At 65.9% G+C, this 14,465-nt stretch carries 15 protein-coding genes; 10 read left to right on the forward strand and 5 right to left on the reverse strand.

What is annotated here, in order from left to right; all coding sequences use genetic code 11:
- The first annotated feature begins 29 nt into the window (after positions 1 to 29).
- From EP379_RS06620 to kdsB, 6 genes are read left to right on the forward strand one after another with little or no spacing between them, the layout of a single operon-like run.
- Positions 30 to 656 (forward strand): MotA/TolQ/ExbB proton channel family protein, encoded by a 627-nt coding sequence (locus EP379_RS06620; protein ID WP_172600400.1) that lies wholly within the window; start codon positions 30 to 32, stop codon positions 654 to 656.
- Positions 653 to 1,075 (forward strand): ExbD/TolR family protein, encoded by a 423-nt coding sequence (locus EP379_RS06625; protein ID WP_127477056.1) that lies wholly within the window; start codon positions 653 to 655, stop codon positions 1,073 to 1,075. The genes EP379_RS06620 and EP379_RS06625 overlap by 4 nt, the downstream gene beginning before the upstream one ends.
- 4 nt (positions 1,076 to 1,079) lie before the next feature.
- Complete coding sequence (gene msbA, locus EP379_RS06630; RefSeq protein WP_127477057.1) at positions 1,080 to 2,855, forward strand: lipid A export permease/ATP-binding protein MsbA; 1,776 nt, start codon at positions 1,080 to 1,082, stop codon at positions 2,853 to 2,855.
- 45 nt (positions 2,856 to 2,900) lie between these two features.
- Positions 2,901 to 3,869, forward strand: coding sequence for a tetraacyldisaccharide 4'-kinase (gene lpxK / locus EP379_RS06635; protein ID WP_127477058.1), 969 nt, complete (start codon positions 2,901 to 2,903; stop codon positions 3,867 to 3,869).
- 6 nt (positions 3,870 to 3,875) lie between these two features.
- Complete coding sequence (locus EP379_RS06640) at positions 3,876 to 4,055, forward strand: Trm112 family protein (RefSeq protein ID WP_127477059.1); 180 nt, start codon at positions 3,876 to 3,878, stop codon at positions 4,053 to 4,055.
- On the forward strand, positions 4,055 to 4,813 hold the full coding sequence (gene kdsB, locus EP379_RS06645; RefSeq protein ID WP_127477060.1) for a 3-deoxy-manno-octulosonate cytidylyltransferase: 759 nt from the start codon (positions 4,055 to 4,057) through the stop codon (positions 4,811 to 4,813). The genes EP379_RS06640 and kdsB overlap by 1 nt, the downstream gene beginning before the upstream one ends.
- A gap of 12 nt (positions 4,814 to 4,825) precedes the next feature.
- On the opposite strand, the gene EP379_RS06650 is transcribed toward kdsB, so the two are convergent.
- The gene (locus EP379_RS06650) at positions 4,826 to 5,098 is read right to left on the reverse strand and encodes a hypothetical protein (protein WP_127477061.1); all 273 of its coding nucleotides are present in this window, start codon (positions 5,096 to 5,098) and stop codon (positions 4,826 to 4,828) included.
- A 61-nt stretch (positions 5,099 to 5,159) separates the two neighbouring features.
- On the opposite strand from EP379_RS06650, the gene EP379_RS06655 reads away from it, so the two are divergent.
- Positions 5,160 to 5,636 carry a low molecular weight protein-tyrosine-phosphatase gene (locus tag EP379_RS06655; protein WP_127477062.1) on the forward strand — a complete coding sequence of 159 codons (477 nt, stop codon included), beginning with the start codon at positions 5,160 to 5,162 and terminating at the stop codon, positions 5,634 to 5,636.
- A gap of 59 nt (positions 5,637 to 5,695) precedes the next feature.
- Here EP379_RS06655 and rne read toward each other — a convergent pair whose 3' ends face one another.
- Positions 5,696 to 8,260: a ribonuclease E gene (rne, locus tag EP379_RS06660; RefSeq protein ID WP_127477063.1), complete on the reverse strand. Its 2,565-nt coding sequence runs from the start codon at positions 8,258 to 8,260 to the stop codon at positions 5,696 to 5,698.
- A gap of 365 nt (positions 8,261 to 8,625) precedes the next feature.
- On the opposite strand from rne, the gene rluC reads away from it, so the two are divergent.
- From rluC to EP379_RS06675, 3 genes are read left to right on the forward strand one after another with little or no spacing between them, the layout of a single operon-like run.
- Complete coding sequence (rluC, locus tag EP379_RS06665; RefSeq protein ID WP_127477064.1) at positions 8,626 to 9,567, forward strand: 23S rRNA pseudouridine(955/2504/2580) synthase RluC; 942 nt, start codon at positions 8,626 to 8,628, stop codon at positions 9,565 to 9,567.
- Positions 9,567 to 10,259, forward strand: coding sequence for an HAD-IA family hydrolase (locus EP379_RS06670; RefSeq protein WP_127477065.1), 693 nt, complete (start codon positions 9,567 to 9,569; stop codon positions 10,257 to 10,259). The genes rluC and EP379_RS06670 overlap by 1 nt, the downstream gene beginning before the upstream one ends.
- 28 nt (positions 10,260 to 10,287) lie before the next feature.
- Positions 10,288 to 11,247, forward strand: a complete 960-nt coding sequence (locus EP379_RS06675) for a S49 family peptidase (protein ID WP_127477066.1) — start codon at positions 10,288 to 10,290, stop codon at positions 11,245 to 11,247.
- Positions 11,248 to 11,525: 278 nt separating this feature from the next.
- Here EP379_RS06675 and EP379_RS06680 read toward each other — a convergent pair whose 3' ends face one another.
- Genes EP379_RS06680 through hpnD form a run of 3 tightly spaced genes read right to left on the reverse strand, consistent with a single transcriptional unit; the run spans position 11,526 to position 14,450 of the window.
- Positions 11,526 to 12,266, reverse strand: a complete 741-nt coding sequence (locus EP379_RS06680; protein ID WP_127477067.1) for a YciK family oxidoreductase — start codon at positions 12,264 to 12,266, stop codon at positions 11,526 to 11,528.
- A 34-nt stretch (positions 12,267 to 12,300) separates the two neighbouring features.
- Positions 12,301 to 13,596 (reverse strand): hydroxysqualene dehydroxylase HpnE, encoded by a 1,296-nt coding sequence (gene hpnE, locus EP379_RS06685; protein ID WP_127477068.1) that lies wholly within the window; start codon positions 13,594 to 13,596, stop codon positions 12,301 to 12,303.
- Positions 13,593 to 14,450, reverse strand: coding sequence for a presqualene diphosphate synthase HpnD (gene hpnD / locus EP379_RS06690; protein ID WP_127477069.1), 858 nt, complete (start codon positions 14,448 to 14,450; stop codon positions 13,593 to 13,595). Before hpnD ends, hpnE begins: the two co-directional genes overlap by 4 nt.
- Positions 14,451 to 14,465: the final 15 nt, after the last annotated feature.

Below are 14,465 nucleotides of genomic sequence, written 5' to 3' on the forward strand. Positions count from 1 at the left end.
TTCCGGTTGTAATTCAAGGGGTATGACGGGTGTTTGAGATTATTGTCGCCGGCGGCTGGCTGATGGTGCCGATTATCCTGTGTTCCATCGCCGCCCTTGCCATCATCGGGGAGCGTTTCTGGAGCCTGCGTCAGGACAAGGTGACGCCGAAGAATCTGGTGGCCCAGGTATGGCACTGGCGAAGGAACAACCAGCTCACCCCGGAACGGGTGCTGGCGCTGCGCAACAGCTCGCCCCTTGGCCGCGTGCTGGCCGCCGGTCTGCTCAACATGGCGCACAGCCGCGAGGTCATGAAGGAGAGCTTGGAGGAGACCGGCCGCCAGGTGGTGCTGGAGCTGGAGCGTTATCTCAACACCCTGGGCACCATCGCCTCCATCTCCCCGCTGCTCGGCCTGCTCGGCACCGTGCTCGGCATGATCAAGGTGTTCACCGCCATCACCACTCAGGGCGTCGGCAATCCCGGCGTGCTGGCCGGCGGCATCTCCGAGGCGCTGATCACCACCGCCGCCGGCCTCACCGTCGCCATCCCCAGCCTGATGTTCTACCGCTATTTCCGCGGCAAGGTCGATGCCCTGGTGCTGAAGATGGAGGAGGAGGCGCTCAAGCTGGTGGAGGTGATCCACGGCGAGCGCGAGGCGGGGGATTCCGCGGGATGAAGTTCCAGCCCAACAAGCGCGAGGAGCCGGACGTCAATCTGACGCCGCTCATCGACGTCGTTTTTCTGCTGCTGATCTTCTTCATGGTTTCGACCACCTTCAACCGCGAGACCGAGATCGCCATCGAGCTGCCCGAGGCCAGCGGCGAGATCATGGAGAGCGAGCGCAAGGTGGTGGAGATCAGCATCGACGGCGAGGGCCGTTTCTTCGTCAATCGCGAGGAAGTCGTCAACACCAAACTGGATACCCTCAAGCAGGCCATCGCCAGGGCCGCCGGCGACGAGGCCAAGCCGCAGGTGATCCTGAGCGCCGACAAGCGCACCCCGCATCAGGCGGTGATCACCGCCATGGATGCGGCGCGCCAGCTGGGCTTCGTGCATCTGACCTTCGCCACCAGCCAGCCCGCCGAGGGGCAGTAAGCGGATGTCCGACAAAGCCCCGGTTCGTTCGTGGCATCTCTATCGCCGCCTGCTGCGTTATGTGCTGCCGCATTGGCGGATCTTCCTGCTCACCATCCTGGCGTTGGTGGTGGTGGCCGCCAGCGAGTCGGCCTTCGCCGCCCTGATCAAGCCGATGATGGACGGCACCTTCGTCGAGCGCGACCGCGCCGTGATCAAGTGGGCGCCGCCGGTGATGGTGCTGCTGTTCCTGTTCAGCGGTCTCGCCAGCTATGCTTCCTCCATGGGCATGCAGTGGGTGGCGCGCCGCGTCATCCAGACCCTGCGCGGCGAGATGTTCCGCCATCTGCTACGCCTGCCGGTGGCCTATTTCGACAGCGTTGCCTCGGGCACCCTCATCTCCAAGCTGATCTACGATGTCGAGCAGGTCTCCACGGCCAGCACCGATGCCATCAGCACCCTGGTGCGTGACACGCTGACGGTGGTGGCGCTGCTGGGCTGGATGCTCTATCTCAACTGGCAGCTGGCGCTGATCCTATTTCTCGGCGCGCCGGTAATCGCCAAGGTCATCAATGTCATCAGCGGCTATGCACGCCGCTACAGTTCGCGCATCCAGCACTCGGTGGGCGATGTCGCCCATGTCACCGAAGAGGCGGTCGAGGCGCAGCGCGTGGTGAAGACCTTCGGTGGTCAGGACTACGAAACCAAACGTTTCGACGAGGCCAACGAGCGCAACCGTCGTCTCACCCTGCGCCTGGAGTCCCACGTTGCCGCCAGCTCGCCGCTGGTACAGTTCATCTCCGCACTGGGCTCTGCCGGCATCATCTATGTCGCCACCACGGAATCGATGCTGGAACAGATCACCCCCGGCACCTTTGTTTCGTTTCTCGCCGCCATGATGATGATGTATGCGCCGACCAAGCGTCTGACGCGCGTGACCGTCGTGCTGCAGCGCGGCCTCGCGGCGGCGGAGAGCATCTTCGGCTTCCTCGACACGCCGCTGGAGGTGGACGAGGGCCGGCAGCGTATCGAGCGCGCCCGCGGCGCCGTGGAGTACCGTGACGTCACCTTCCACTACAACACCGATCAGACGCCGGTGCTGCACGATGTGAGCCTGAAGATCGAACCGGGCCAGACCGTGGCCCTGGTGGGCCGGTCCGGCAGCGGCAAGTCCACCATGGTCAGCCTGTTGCCGCGCTTCTACGACGTGCAGCAGGGCCGGATATTGATCGACGGCATGGACATCCGCGAGCTGGAGCTGGAGAACCTGCGTGATCAGATCGCCCTGGTGAGCCAGCACATCGTGCTGTTCAACGACACCATCGAGCGCAACATTGCCTATGGCCGCATGAGCGGCGCTTCGCGTGACGAGGTGGAACGTGCCGCCGAGGCGGCACATGCGCTGGAATTCATCCGCGACCTGCCGCTCGGCCTGGATACCCTGGTGGGCGAGAACGGCGTGCTGTTGTCCGGCGGCCAGCGCCAGCGCATCGCCATTGCGCGCGCCCTGCTCAAGAATGCGCCGATCCTGATCCTCGACGAAGCCACCTCGGCGCTGGATACCCATTCCGAGCGCCACATCCAGCAGGCGCTGGAGGCGGTGATGAAGAATCGCACCACGCTGGTCATCGCCCACCGCCTGTCCACCATCGAAAACGCCGATCTCATCGTGGTCATGGACAAGGGACGTATCGTCGAGACGGGCAAACATGGCGAGCTGCTGGAGCGAAACGGCCACTATGCGGCGCTGCACCGCCTGCAGTTCCGCGACGAGCCGGCAGCACCGCACGGCGAGGGCTGAGCGCAGAACCACCGCGCCGATACCGGTTGTGCGGCAGGGGAAGGCATGAATCGACTCGATCACTACTGGTACAGCGTCAACCCGGTAGCGTTGCTGTTGCTGCCGCTGGCCGGACTGTTCTGTGCACTGGCGCTGTTGCGCCGTGCCGCCTACCGGTCCGGCTGGCTGCGCAGCACACGGCTGCCGGTGCCGGTGGTGGTGGTGGGCAATATCACCGTCGGCGGCAGCGGCAAGACGCCGCTGGTGATCTGGCTGGCCCAGTTCCTGCGTGCGCAGGGCTATCGTCCCGGCATCATCAGCCGCGGCTACGGCGGCCTCGCCGCGCAGTGGCCGCAGGCGGTGACGGCGGACTCCGACCCGCGCGTGGTGGGCGACGAGCCGGTGCTCATCGTCCGGCGCAGCGGCTGTCCCATGACGGTGGGGCCGGATCGTGTGGCGGCCGGCCGCCTGCTGCTGCAACAGCACGACTGCGACATCATCCTCTCCGACGATGGCATGCAGCACTACCGCCTGGCGCGCGACGTGGAGATCGCCGTGCTGGACGGGGCGCGGCGGCTGGGCAACGGGTTCTGCCTGCCCGCCGGGCCGCTGCGTGAACCGGCGGGGCGTCTTGCCGGTATCGATCTGCGCGTGGGCAACGGTACGGCGGCGGCGGGGGAGCGGCTGATGACGCTGCAGCCGCAGGCCGTGCTGCATCTGCGCGACGGCACGGCGCAGCCGCTGGAGTCCTTTCGCGGCCGCAGTGTGCATGCCGTTGCCGGCATCGGCAATCCAGCGCGTTTTTTTCAGATGCTGCGCGATCACGGCATCACTGTTATCGAACATGCCTTTCCCGATCACCACCGCTACAGTGTCGCCGACGTGCAGTTTGGCGATGGCCTGCCGGTGCTGATGACGGAGAAGGATGGCGTAAAATGTCGTGCCTATGGTGATGAACACCTGTGGGCGGTGGCGGTAAGCGCGCAACTGCCCGACGACTTCGGCAGGCAACTGCTCTCCCTTTTGGCGAGGTGATGAAACATGGACAAGAAACTGCTCGACATTCTGGTGTGCCCGCTGTGCAAGGGGCCGCTGGTATACAAGAAGGAGCGGCAGGAGCTGATCTGCAAGGCGGATCGTCTGGCCTATCCGATCCGTGACGACATTCCCGTGATGCTGGAGGACGAGGCACGCCAGTTGGCGCCCGATGAGGAAGTCTGATGTCCTTTCGTGTCCTGATCCCGGCGCGCTACGCCTCCACTCGCCTGCCCGGCAAGCCGCTGCTCGACATCGGCGGCAAGCCGATGCTGCAGCGCGTATACGAACAGGCGCTGGCGAGCGGCGCCGCCAGCGTGGTGATCGCCACCGACGATGCGCGCATCGAGGCCGCCGCGCGCGGCTTCGGTGCCGCGGTCTGCATGACCGCGCCGGAACACAGCTCCGGCAGCGAGCGTCTGGCCGAGGCGGTGACAACGCTCGGTTACGGCGACGATGAAATCGTGGTGAACCTGCAGGGCGACGAACCGCTGATGCTGCCGCCGCTGCTCAGGCAGGTAGCCGACAACCTCGCCGCCCATGCCCACGCCGAGATGGCGACCCTGTGCACGCGCATCCACACCGCGGCGGAACTGTTCGACCCGCATGCGGTGAAGGTGGTGATGGACAGGGAGGGCATGGCGCTGTACTTCAGCCGCGCCGTCATCCCCTGGGACCGCGACGCCTTCGCCATCACGACAGCGGAACTGCCGGCCCAGGCGGTGCACTACCGCCACCTCGGGCTGTACGCCTACCGCGTCGGGTTCCTCAAACGTTACGTCACGCTGGAGCCCTGCGCCCTGGAACGCATGGAGTCGCTGGAGCAGCTGCGTGTGCTGTGGCACGGCGCCGGCATCCACGTCGCCGAGGCCGCTGTGCCGCCGGCGCCCGGCGTAGACACTCCCGAAGATCTGGAGCGCGTGCGCCGCCTCATCGCCGGCTGAGGAAATCCGGGGTCAGTCGCAGGCCAGCAGGCCGAGGCGGGCAAAGTCGGGATGGACGGCGCTGCCGCTGTCGTCGAGCAGGGGAATGGTATAGATGCGCGGCACGATGCGGCCCGGTTCACCGAAACGGTTGTCCTGCAGGTCGGTGTTGCGCCCGGCGTCCTGCAACACCAGGGTGGGACCATCCGCCAGCACCTCGATGACATGACAGGCGATGCCGCGATGAGAGACCGGCTGGCCGATCAGGCTGCGTAGCTGGCTCAGGGACAGATTGATACAATCCATGACGAGTACCAAAGTACATTTGTGGGAAATTGAGTGTAGCTGAATTCAGGTGGTGTGTGACATGGTGAGGGTATTGATGGTCTGCATGGGCAATATCTGCCGTTCGCCCATGGCGCAGGGTTATTTCGAGCATCTGGTGCGCGAGGCGGGGCTGGCGCAGAAGATCCAGGTGGATTCCGCCGGGACCCATGCCTATCACGTGGGCAATCCGCCGGATACGCGGGCGCAGCAGACGGCGCGGCGGCGCGGCATCGATCTCAGCGGGCAGCGGGCGCGCAAGGCCCTGCGCGAGGACTTCCACATCTTCGACTATGTGCTGGCGATGGATCGGGACAACTACGCGCTGCTGTCCGAGTTGTGCCCGGAGGGGCAGGAGCACAAGCTGCACCTGTTTCTGGAGTTCGCGCCGCAGCTGGCGGAGCGCGAGGTGCCGGATCCGTACTACGGCGGGCCGGAGGGGTTCGAGCGCGTATTCGATATGATCGAGGCGGCGGCGGCGGGGCTGCTGGAAGACATCCGCAGCCGGCACGGCATTTAATCCGGTGCACATAAAAACGGGGAGCCTGGCTCCCCGTTTTATTTGGTCTTGTCGAACCGTCAGTCCTTCGGCTCTTCCTTGTTTTCGGCCGGGAAGAGACCCGGCTGCGGGGCCGCTTCAGCCGGGCGTTCCGGCTTGTTGGTTTCCACCTGTACCAAGGCCGGGGCCGGTTGCGCCGGACGTTCCACCGGAGCGGGTGGTACGACCGGTTCCACGGCGCGGAGCGCCGGCGGCGGCACGGGCTCGCTGGCGGCAGGTGCGGCGGGTTTGGCGGTTTCCACCGGCTGCGGGGCCGGGGTGGCCGGTACGGGAGGCGGAGCCTCCCGTACGGGTGCAGGGGCGGCGGCCTCTTCCCGGACGGGGGCCGGGGCGGGGGCTGCCGGCCGCTCTTCGCTTGGCTGCGCGGTTTCCACCGGCTGGGCCGGAGCCGTTTCAGCGTTGGCCGCCGGAGCGGGACGCGGGGCCGGGGCCTCCCGGCGCGGTGTCTGGGATCCACCGCCCTCATCCTGGGCCGAGTCGGCGTCCTGCTGGTCCTGCAGATTGTCCGCCTCGCCGGCATCACCGCCGGTTTCACCGGAGGAGCGGCGGCGGCGGCGGCCACCGCGGCGGCCGCGGCGGGAGCCGCTGCGCTCTTCGCGGGCCGTCTGCTGCTGTTCGCCCTCGGCGGCGGTCTGCTCGCCGGCGACAATCACTTCCTCTTCTGCCGGAGCGGCCTTGTCCTCTTCCTCGGCGGCGGCCGGAGCCGGACGGGGCTGGCGCGGCGGGCGCGGCTGGGCCTGGCGCTGCTCGCGTTGTTGCGGTTTCTGGCCACGGCCGCGTTCACCGCGTTCGCCACGGCCTTCACCCTGGCCACGGCGGGAGCCCTGCGGGCTGCCGCGTTCGCGGCGCGAATCGGATTGGGCCGGGTTAGGTTCCTCGGCGACCTTTTCGGCGGCACCGAACAGGCTGCCGAACAGGCGGCGCAACAGGCCGGGCCGGCTCGGTGCGGTCTCCGCAACCGTGGCCACCGGGGCCGGGGCGGTGGCGGGGATCACGGCCTTCACCGCCGGTTCCTCCGCACGTAGCTTCGGCATCTCGCCGGTGGCCTCGGCCGTCTCTTCCGGGCGGACGATCAGCTCGTAACTGGGGCGGGGACGCGGCATCTGTTCGAGGTCATCGGCGCGGATACGTTCCACCTCGTAGGCCGGAGTTTCCAGGTGCGGGTTGGGCACCAGCACCAGCTGCACGTTCTGGCGTTCCTCGATGGCATTCAGCACATGGCGCTTCTCGTTGAGCAGGAAGCTGGCCACGGCCACCGGCAACTGGGCCTGCACCTTGCCGGTCTTCTCCTTCATGGCCTCTTCCTCGATGACGCGCAGGATGGAGAGGGCGAGGGATTCGACGCCGCGGATGGTGCCCTGGCCGCGGCAGCGCGGGCAGATGATCTGGCTGGATTCGCCCAGGGACGGGCGCAGGCGCTGGCGCGACATCTCCAGCAGGCCGAAGCGGGAGATGCGGCCCACCTGGACGCGGGCGCGATCCTGCTTGAGGGCGTCGCGCAGCCGGTTTTCCACCTCGCGCTGGTTCTTGGCCGGGGACATGTCGATGAAGTCGATGACGATCAGGCCGCCCAGGTCGCGCAGGCGCAGCTGGCGGGCAATTTCGTCCGCCGCCTCCAGGTTGGTGTTGAGGGCGGTTTCCTCGATATCGCCGCCCTTGGTGGCGCGGGCGGAGTTGATGTCGATGGCGATCATTGCCTCGGTGTGGTCGATGACGATGGAGCCGCCGGAGGGGAGCTGCACCTCGCGGGTGAAGGCGGACTCGATCTGGCTTTCGATCTGGTAGCGGGTGAACAGGGGCACCTTGTCCTGATACAGCTTGAGCTTGTTCAGGTGCTGCGGCATGACCTGCTTCATGAACTCGCGGCCCTGCTCGAACACCCCCGCCTCGTCGACCAGTATCTCGTTGATGTCGTTGCGTAGGTAGTCGCGGATGGCGCGGATGATGACGTTGCTTTCCTGATAGATCAGGAAGGGGGCGGGGCGCTCCTGGGCGGCGGCCTCGATGGAGCTCCACACTTGCAGTAGGTAGTCCATGTCCCATTGCAGCTCTTCGGCGCTCTTGCCGACGCCGGCGGTGCGGATGATGAGGCCCATGTCCGCCGGGATGTTGAGCTGCGCCATGATGTCGCGCATCTCGCTGCGATCCTCGCCCTCGATACGACGCGATACGCCGCCGGCGCGCGGATTGTTGGGCATCAGTACCAGGTAGCGGCCGGCCAGGCTGATGAAGGTGGTCAGCGCCGCCCCCTTGTTGCCGCGCTCCTCCTTTTCCACCTGGACGACGACTTCCTGGCCTTCCTTCAGCACATCCTTGATGTTGATGCGGCCGGACAGATCGGCGTCGGGCTTGAAGTAGCTGCGGGAGATTTCCTTGAGGGGAAGGAAGCCGTGGCGCTGGGCGCCATAGTCGACGAAGGCCGCCTCCAGGCTGGGCTCGACGCGGGTGATGCGGCCTTTGTAAATGTTTGATTTCTTTTGGGCTCGGGAGGTGCTCTCGATATCCAGGTCGTACAGACGCTGGCCGTCGACCAGCGCCACACGCAACTCTTCGGGCTGAGTCGCGTTGATCAGCATGCGTTTCATGTTGTCGTCTCTCGGGCGCTCGACTGCCGTCCGGACACATCATGGCAGCGGGGCGACGGGGAGCGGCGACGGTACGCCTCACGGACGGTACGCGGCCGGCTCAGCCCAGTCGACCGAACCGGTGTCCGGGGGCAGGAGCACTTTGTTGTTTGGGTGACGGCGTCGCCGTCACGGTATCTCTTTGTAACCCTTACACCGGCCAGGGCGGGAAAGGGACCGGAATAATCTCTGCGTCCTGGGACGCCGCCATGGGCATGCAGCGCGATCTGGCATAAATAACAAGCAGCTACATGATTGGCAGCGTGCAACTATATCAATGATGTAAAGGGGCATCAATCGCCGCCGCGAATTGATATGATTTGCTTATGACTCAGCCCACTGCCCGGATTATCGAGGTTGCCGCCGCCGACGAGGGGCAGCGCATCGACAATTACCTCCTGACCCAGCTCAAGGGCGTGCCCAAAAGCCGCATCTACCGTATTTTGCGGACCGGCGAAGTTCGCGTAAATAGCGGCAGAATCAAACCGACTTACCGTATTAAGGCCGGAGATGCCATCCGTATCCCGCCCATTCGCGTCAGCGAGGAGGAGGCGCCGGCCCGCCCCGGTGATTGGGTGCTGGAGCGGGTCAACGCCAGCATCCTCTATGAGGACAAGGGCTTGCTGGTGGTGAACAAGCCCGCCGGTCTGGCGGTCCATGGCGGCAGCGGCCTCAGTTACGGCCTCATCGAGGCCCTGCGGGCCTTGCGGCCAGAGGCGCCGTTTCTGGAGCTGGGCCACCGCCTGGACCGGGACACCTCGGGCTGCATCGTCATCGCCAAGAAACGCAGCGTGCTGCGCGCCTTCCATGAACTGCTGCGCGAGGGCGGCAGTGACAAGCGCTATCTGGCCTTGCTCAAGGGGCGCTGGCGCGGCGGCGAACGCCGGGTGGAGGCTCCCTTGCTGAAGAACGTGACCCAGTCCGGCGAGCGCATGGTCAAGGTGGCGCCGGAGGGCAAGCCGGCCCTGACCATCTTCCGGCCCCTGACCGTGTTCAAGGATGCCACCCTGGTAGAGGCGGAACTTATCACCGGCCGGACCCACCAAGTTCGCGTACATGCCGCCCATATCGGCCACCCCATCGCCGGGGACGACAAGTACGGCGACGAAGCCTTCAACAAGCGCATGGCCGAGGTGGGGCTGAAACGCTTGTTTCTCCACGCCAGCGCCCTCAGCTTCACCCTGCCGGAGAGCGGGCAGGTGGTGAGCGTGAGCGCCCCGTTGGGTGACGAGCTGCGCGGCGTGCTGGACAGACTGGAAGCGGAGTGATGCAGAGATTCGAATTGCTGGTGTTTGACTGGGACGGGACCCTGATGGATTCCGAGGCCCGCATCGTGGCCTGCCTGCAGGGGGCCATCGCCGACATCGGGCTGCCGCGGAAAGAAGTGGCGGACCTGCGCAACATCATCGGCCTCGGCCTGGCCGAGGCCATCGAGAGGCTGTTTCCCGGCAGCGATGCCGCCACCCGGCAGGCACTGGTGGAGCGCTACCGCCACCACTTCCTGGTGGCGGACCCGACGCCGTCGGCCCTGTTCGAGGGGGCGGCGGAGGTGCTGCACGAGCTGGCGGCGCAGGGCTATCTTCTGGCCGTTGCCACCGGCAAGGGGCGGCGCGGGCTGGACAAGGTGCTGGCGGAGACCGGCCTGGGGCCACTGTTCCATGCCACCCGCTGCGCCGATGAGACCTTCTCCAAACCACACCCGCAGATGCTGCTGGAGCTGATGGAGCACCTCGGCGCCGCGCCGCAGGCCACCCTGATGATCGGTGACACCGAGTATGACATGGAGATGGCGCGCAACGCCCGCACCCATGCCTTGGCGGTAAGCTACGGCGTGCACCACCCGGAACGGCTGCTCAGGCACGGCCCGCTGGGCTGTCTGCAGCGCATCGGCGACCTGCCGGCATGGCTGCGTGACAACGCAGCATCGGGCCTGCACGCGCCTGCAGCCCAGTCCTGCTGAATTCCGAAACCCCGACAAGGAACGCCCGATGATGGAACCGAACGAACCGAACAAGCCTGCCGATACCGGCTGGGAGCGTGATGTCCTCAACCGTCTGGCCTTCGCCTCGCTCAACGAGCAGCGCCGTGCCCGCCGCTGGAGCATCTTCTTCAAGGGGCTGATGTTTCTCTACCTGTTCGCCCTGCTGGCACTGATGCTGCCGGGCCAGCAGGGCGGCAGCGTCAAGCTGGGACGGCATACCGCCCTGGTGGAGGTGAAGGGCATCATCGCCGATGGCACCGAGGCCAGCGCCGACAATATCGTCACCGGCCTGCGCAAGGCCTTCGAGGACAAGAATACGGCCGGCGTGATCCTGCGCATCAACAGCCCCGGCGGCAGCCCGGTGCAGTCGGGCTATGTGTATGACGAGATCAAGCGGTTGCGTGCAAAGTATCCCGCGATCCCGTTGTATGCGGTGGTGAGCGACATGTGCGCCTCCGGCGGCTACTACATCGCTGCCGCGGCAGACTCCATCTATGCCAACAAGGCCAGCGTGGTCGGCTCCATCGGCGTGCTGATGAACGGTTTCGGTTTTGTCGACGCCATGGACAAGCTGGGGGTGGAACGCCGCCTGCTCACCGCCGGCGAGCACAAGGGCTTCCTCGATCCGTTCTCGCCGTCGCGCCCGGAGGACGTGGCCCACATCAAGACTATCCTGGGCGACATCCATACCCAGTTCATCACGGCGGTGAAGGAGGGGCGCGGTGCGCGACTGAAGGACGATCCGATCCTGTTCAGCGGCCTGGTGTGGACCGGCGAGCAGGGGATGGAACTGGGGCTGGTGGACGGCTTGGCCAGTGCCAGTGAGGTGGCGCGCGATGTGATCGGTGCAGAGAACATCGTCGACTTTACGCCGCGTCCGCACTATTTCGAGAAGCTGGCCGCCAGCCTGGGAACGGCGATGGCCAACGGGATGGGGACCGTGTTGGGGATGGGACAAATTAGATAAGGAAGCTCTGAATAAGTTCAGAGCTTCCGCGGCACAGGGATGTGCCGCCATTTTCCAACGACGATAAGTCGTTGGAAAATGAAGTCAATCGAAAATCACACTTCTCGATTGGCGTGGTTTTGTCCACGGATGGACTTATGTCGCGGAGCCCAGGGACGGGCGGGAGCGACCTGAGAAGTCCAGGATGGACTTATTCAGACCTTCCATAAATCAATTACGAGTTCAGGGCTTGGCGTTGCGCAAAATCACGACACACTCTGGGCGGAACTGAAACTGTCCTACTGCGCGTTGGTGCGCTGACCGGTGGTGCCGCGGCTGTCCGGTCCCATCAGGTAGAGATAGACGGTCATGATTTCCTCCGGGCGCGGCAGGTTGTTGGGGTCTTCGCCGGGATAGGCCTTGGCGCGCATGGAAGTACGCACGGCCCCCGGGTCGATGCTGTTGACGCGGATGCGGGTGTTGGTCTCCAGTTCGTCGGCCCAGATTTCCATCATGTTTTCGTTGGCGGCCTTGGTGATGGCGTAGGCACCCCAGTAGGCGCGCCCCTTGCGGCCGACACCGCTGCTGGTGAACAGCACCGAGGCATCTTCAGAGTTTTTCAACAGCGGCAGCAGGGCGCGGGTGAGCAGGTAAGGCGCGTGCAGGTTGACCTGCATCAGCTGTGCCCATTGCTTGAGGTCGTACTGTTCCAGCGGTGTCAGCGTACCGAGCAGGGCGGCGTTGTGCAGCAGGCCGTCGAGGCGGCCGAACTCTTTTTCCACCATCGTGGCGAGCTCCAGATATTGCTCCGGCACCGCCTTCTCCAGGTTGAGCGGAACGAGGGCCGGCTGCGGGCCGCCGTTCTGTTCGATGTCGTCGTACACCTTTTCCAGCTTGCGCGCGCTGCGGCCGAGCAGGATCACGGTCGCGCCGTGGGCGGCGAAGGCCTTGGCGGCAGCGGCACCGATGCCGTCTCCGGCGCCGGTCACCAGAATGACGCGATCCTTGAGCAGATCGGGGGCAGGTTTGTAGTTGTGCATGGCGTGTCCTCTCGGCGCCGGTCAGCGGCACTGTTCAGCGTAGCAGGTCGATGATTTGCTGCGCGCATTGTACTCCACTGCGCACGGCGCCTTCGAGGGTGGCGGGGTAGCCGCTGGCGGTATAGTCGCCGGCCAGCCAGAGGCCCGGCACAGGCGTGGCATTTGGCGGGCGGCGCGCATTGCTGCCGACGTCGCACAGGAAGGTGGCACGCCGCTCCCGCACCACCCGTATCCGCTGCGGTGCGGGCCATTGAGGGAAACGCTGTGCGATTTCCGCCGCCACCTGCGCTCCCTGTGTCGTCGAGTCCATGACCGCATGTTCGCCAGGGCCGCTGATCACCGCGGCCAGCAGGCCGGGTTGGCCGCAGACGATACCGCGATCGATCAGCCACTGCACCGTGCCGCCTGCGAAGCCGAGCATGCTGCGGCCCAGGGTGATACCGGCGGGATAGGACAGATACACGGTGGTGATAGGGGCATCGCCCAGGCTGCGCAGTTGTTGTGCCAGGGGCTGCAGGACAGAGTGCGTTGCCAGCAGCGGTGCGGCGTGCCAGGGCGCGGTGGCGACGATCACATGACTGGCCGCCTGCATCCCTGCCGCAGTGACCACCGTGGGGCCATCGGTGGCGAGGTGGAGTGCTTGAGCACGGCGGCGCGTGTCGACACGGCCGCCGTGCCGTTCGATGTAACGCTGCGCCGGCTGCGGCAGCACTTGGCCCAGGTCGGTACGTGGATGCAACAGATCGGCGTCGTGGCGGCGCCGGGTGAAGGCATCGTGCAATACGTGCAGAAATACCTGTGCCGAAGCCTGGGCCAGGGGGGTATTGAGCGTTGCCAGGCACAACGGTTCCCACAGCGCCCGTACCAGTCCTTCCGGTTGTCCGCCGAGCAGCTCGGCGACGCTGATATCCTGGGCGATGCGAAAACGCCGGCGCCAGGCCGTCAGGCAGAAGGCGAGGGCGGCGCGGCGTTCCGGACCGCGCAGTCCTTGCCACAGGGCCCAGGCCAGGTGCAGCGGCGCCGGCAGTGGCGGTGCCGTCAGCTGCAACAGGGCGTGGTCACGTTGCACGTTCAGGCTCAGGGGCTCGCGCCGCAGGACCGTTGCGGCATCGACACCGATACGGTGCAGCAGGCGCAGTGTTTCGCGGTAGGCGCCGATGAGGAGATGCTGGCCGTTGTCGATGTTGATGCCGTCCAGTTGTACCGTGCGGGCACGGCCGCCCAGCTGCGGGGATGATTCCAGCAGGTGTACCGGCACGCCGGCACCGGCCAGTTCGCAGGCGGCGGCGAGTCCGGCCCAGCCGCCGCCGACGATGATGACCGGCTTCATCGCCGCCGGCGCTCGCGGCGCGCCTCGCCGCGCGCGGTGCGCCAGGCAATCCACAGCTTGCGCCAGGGCGACAGACGGACGCGCCGCTGCAGTACCGGATAGTCCTGCCGTTCAATGGCATCCAGCGTGGAGAGATAGATGGCCGCCATGATCAGGCCGCTGCGCTGACGGTAACGATCGACCGGCGGCAGTTGCGCCAGGGCCTTGTCGTAATAGCCGCGGGCCCGCGTTGCCTGGAAGTGCAGGAGGGCGCGCATGCCAGCGGACGGGCGTCGTGCCAGGATGTCGTCTTCGCTGACACCGAATCGCTCCAGCTCATCCTGCGGGAGGTAGATGCGGCCACGCGCGGCGTCCTCGCCCACATCGCGCAGGATGTTGGTGAGCTGGAAGGCCATGCCGAGATCGTGGGCATATTTCTGGGTATGGCGGTCCTCGTAGCCGAAGATGGCGGCGGCCATCAGGCCGACCACGCTGGCGACGCGGTAGCAGTACAGCGACAGCGCCTTGAAGTCCGCATAGCGCGTCTGCATCAGGTCCATCGCCATGCCGTCGATGATCTCCTGGAAGTGTTCCTCGGCCAGTGTGTAGCGTGCGACGGCCGGCTGCAGTGCGCGGCTAACCGGATGTTGCGGATTGCCCGCGTAGAGGCGGGCAACCTCCTCGCGCCACCAGTTGAGGGTGGTCTGCGCCAGGGCGGCATCGCCGCACTCATCCACCACATCATCCACCTCACGGCAAAAGGCGTACAGCGCCATGATGGCGCGACGCTGTTCCGGCGGCAGGAACAGAAAGCTGTAATAGAAACTGGAGCCGCTGCGGGCCGCCTTCTGTTCACAGTACTGATCGGGTGTCATGGGGTCGCTTCGCTT

This window comes from Sulfurivermis fontis (assembly GCF_004001245.1).
Taxonomy (GTDB): Bacteria; Pseudomonadota; Gammaproteobacteria; order Thiohalomonadales; family Thiohalomonadaceae; genus Sulfurivermis; species Sulfurivermis fontis.

Excerpts from the sequence above, each read along its gene's own strand:
- EP379_RS06625 (WP_127477056.1), top strand. The coding sequence starts at position 653 with ATGAAGTTCCAGCCCAACAAGCGCGAGGAGCCGGACGTCAATCTGACG.
- msbA (WP_127477057.1), top strand. The coding sequence starts at position 1,080 with ATGTCCGACAAAGCCCCGGTTCGTTCGTGGCATCTCTATCGCCGCCTG.
- lpxK (WP_127477058.1), top strand. The coding sequence starts at position 2,901 with ATGAATCGACTCGATCACTACTGGTACAGCGTCAACCCGGTAGCGTTG.
- EP379_RS06640 (WP_127477059.1), top strand. The coding sequence starts at position 3,876 with ATGGACAAGAAACTGCTCGACATTCTGGTGTGCCCGCTGTGCAAGGGG.
- kdsB (WP_127477060.1), top strand. The coding sequence starts at position 4,055 with ATGTCCTTTCGTGTCCTGATCCCGGCGCGCTACGCCTCCACTCGCCTG.
- EP379_RS06650 (WP_127477061.1), bottom strand. The coding sequence starts at position 5,098 with ATGGATTGTATCAATCTGTCCCTGAGCCAGCTACGCAGCCTGATCGGC.
- EP379_RS06655 (WP_127477062.1), top strand. The coding sequence starts at position 5,160 with ATGGTGAGGGTATTGATGGTCTGCATGGGCAATATCTGCCGTTCGCCC.
- rne (WP_127477063.1), bottom strand. The coding sequence starts at position 8,260 with ATGAAACGCATGCTGATCAACGCGACTCAGCCCGAAGAGTTGCGTGTG.
- rluC (WP_127477064.1), top strand. The coding sequence starts at position 8,626 with ATGACTCAGCCCACTGCCCGGATTATCGAGGTTGCCGCCGCCGACGAG.
- EP379_RS06670 (WP_127477065.1), top strand. The coding sequence starts at position 9,567 with ATGCAGAGATTCGAATTGCTGGTGTTTGACTGGGACGGGACCCTGATG.
- EP379_RS06675 (WP_127477066.1), top strand. The coding sequence starts at position 10,288 with ATGATGGAACCGAACGAACCGAACAAGCCTGCCGATACCGGCTGGGAG.
- EP379_RS06680 (WP_127477067.1), bottom strand. The coding sequence starts at position 12,266 with ATGCACAACTACAAACCTGCCCCCGATCTGCTCAAGGATCGCGTCATT.
- hpnE (WP_127477068.1), bottom strand. The coding sequence starts at position 13,596 with ATGAAGCCGGTCATCATCGTCGGCGGCGGCTGGGCCGGACTCGCCGCC.
- hpnD (WP_127477069.1), bottom strand. The coding sequence starts at position 14,450 with ATGACACCCGATCAGTACTGTGAACAGAAGGCGGCCCGCAGCGGCTCC.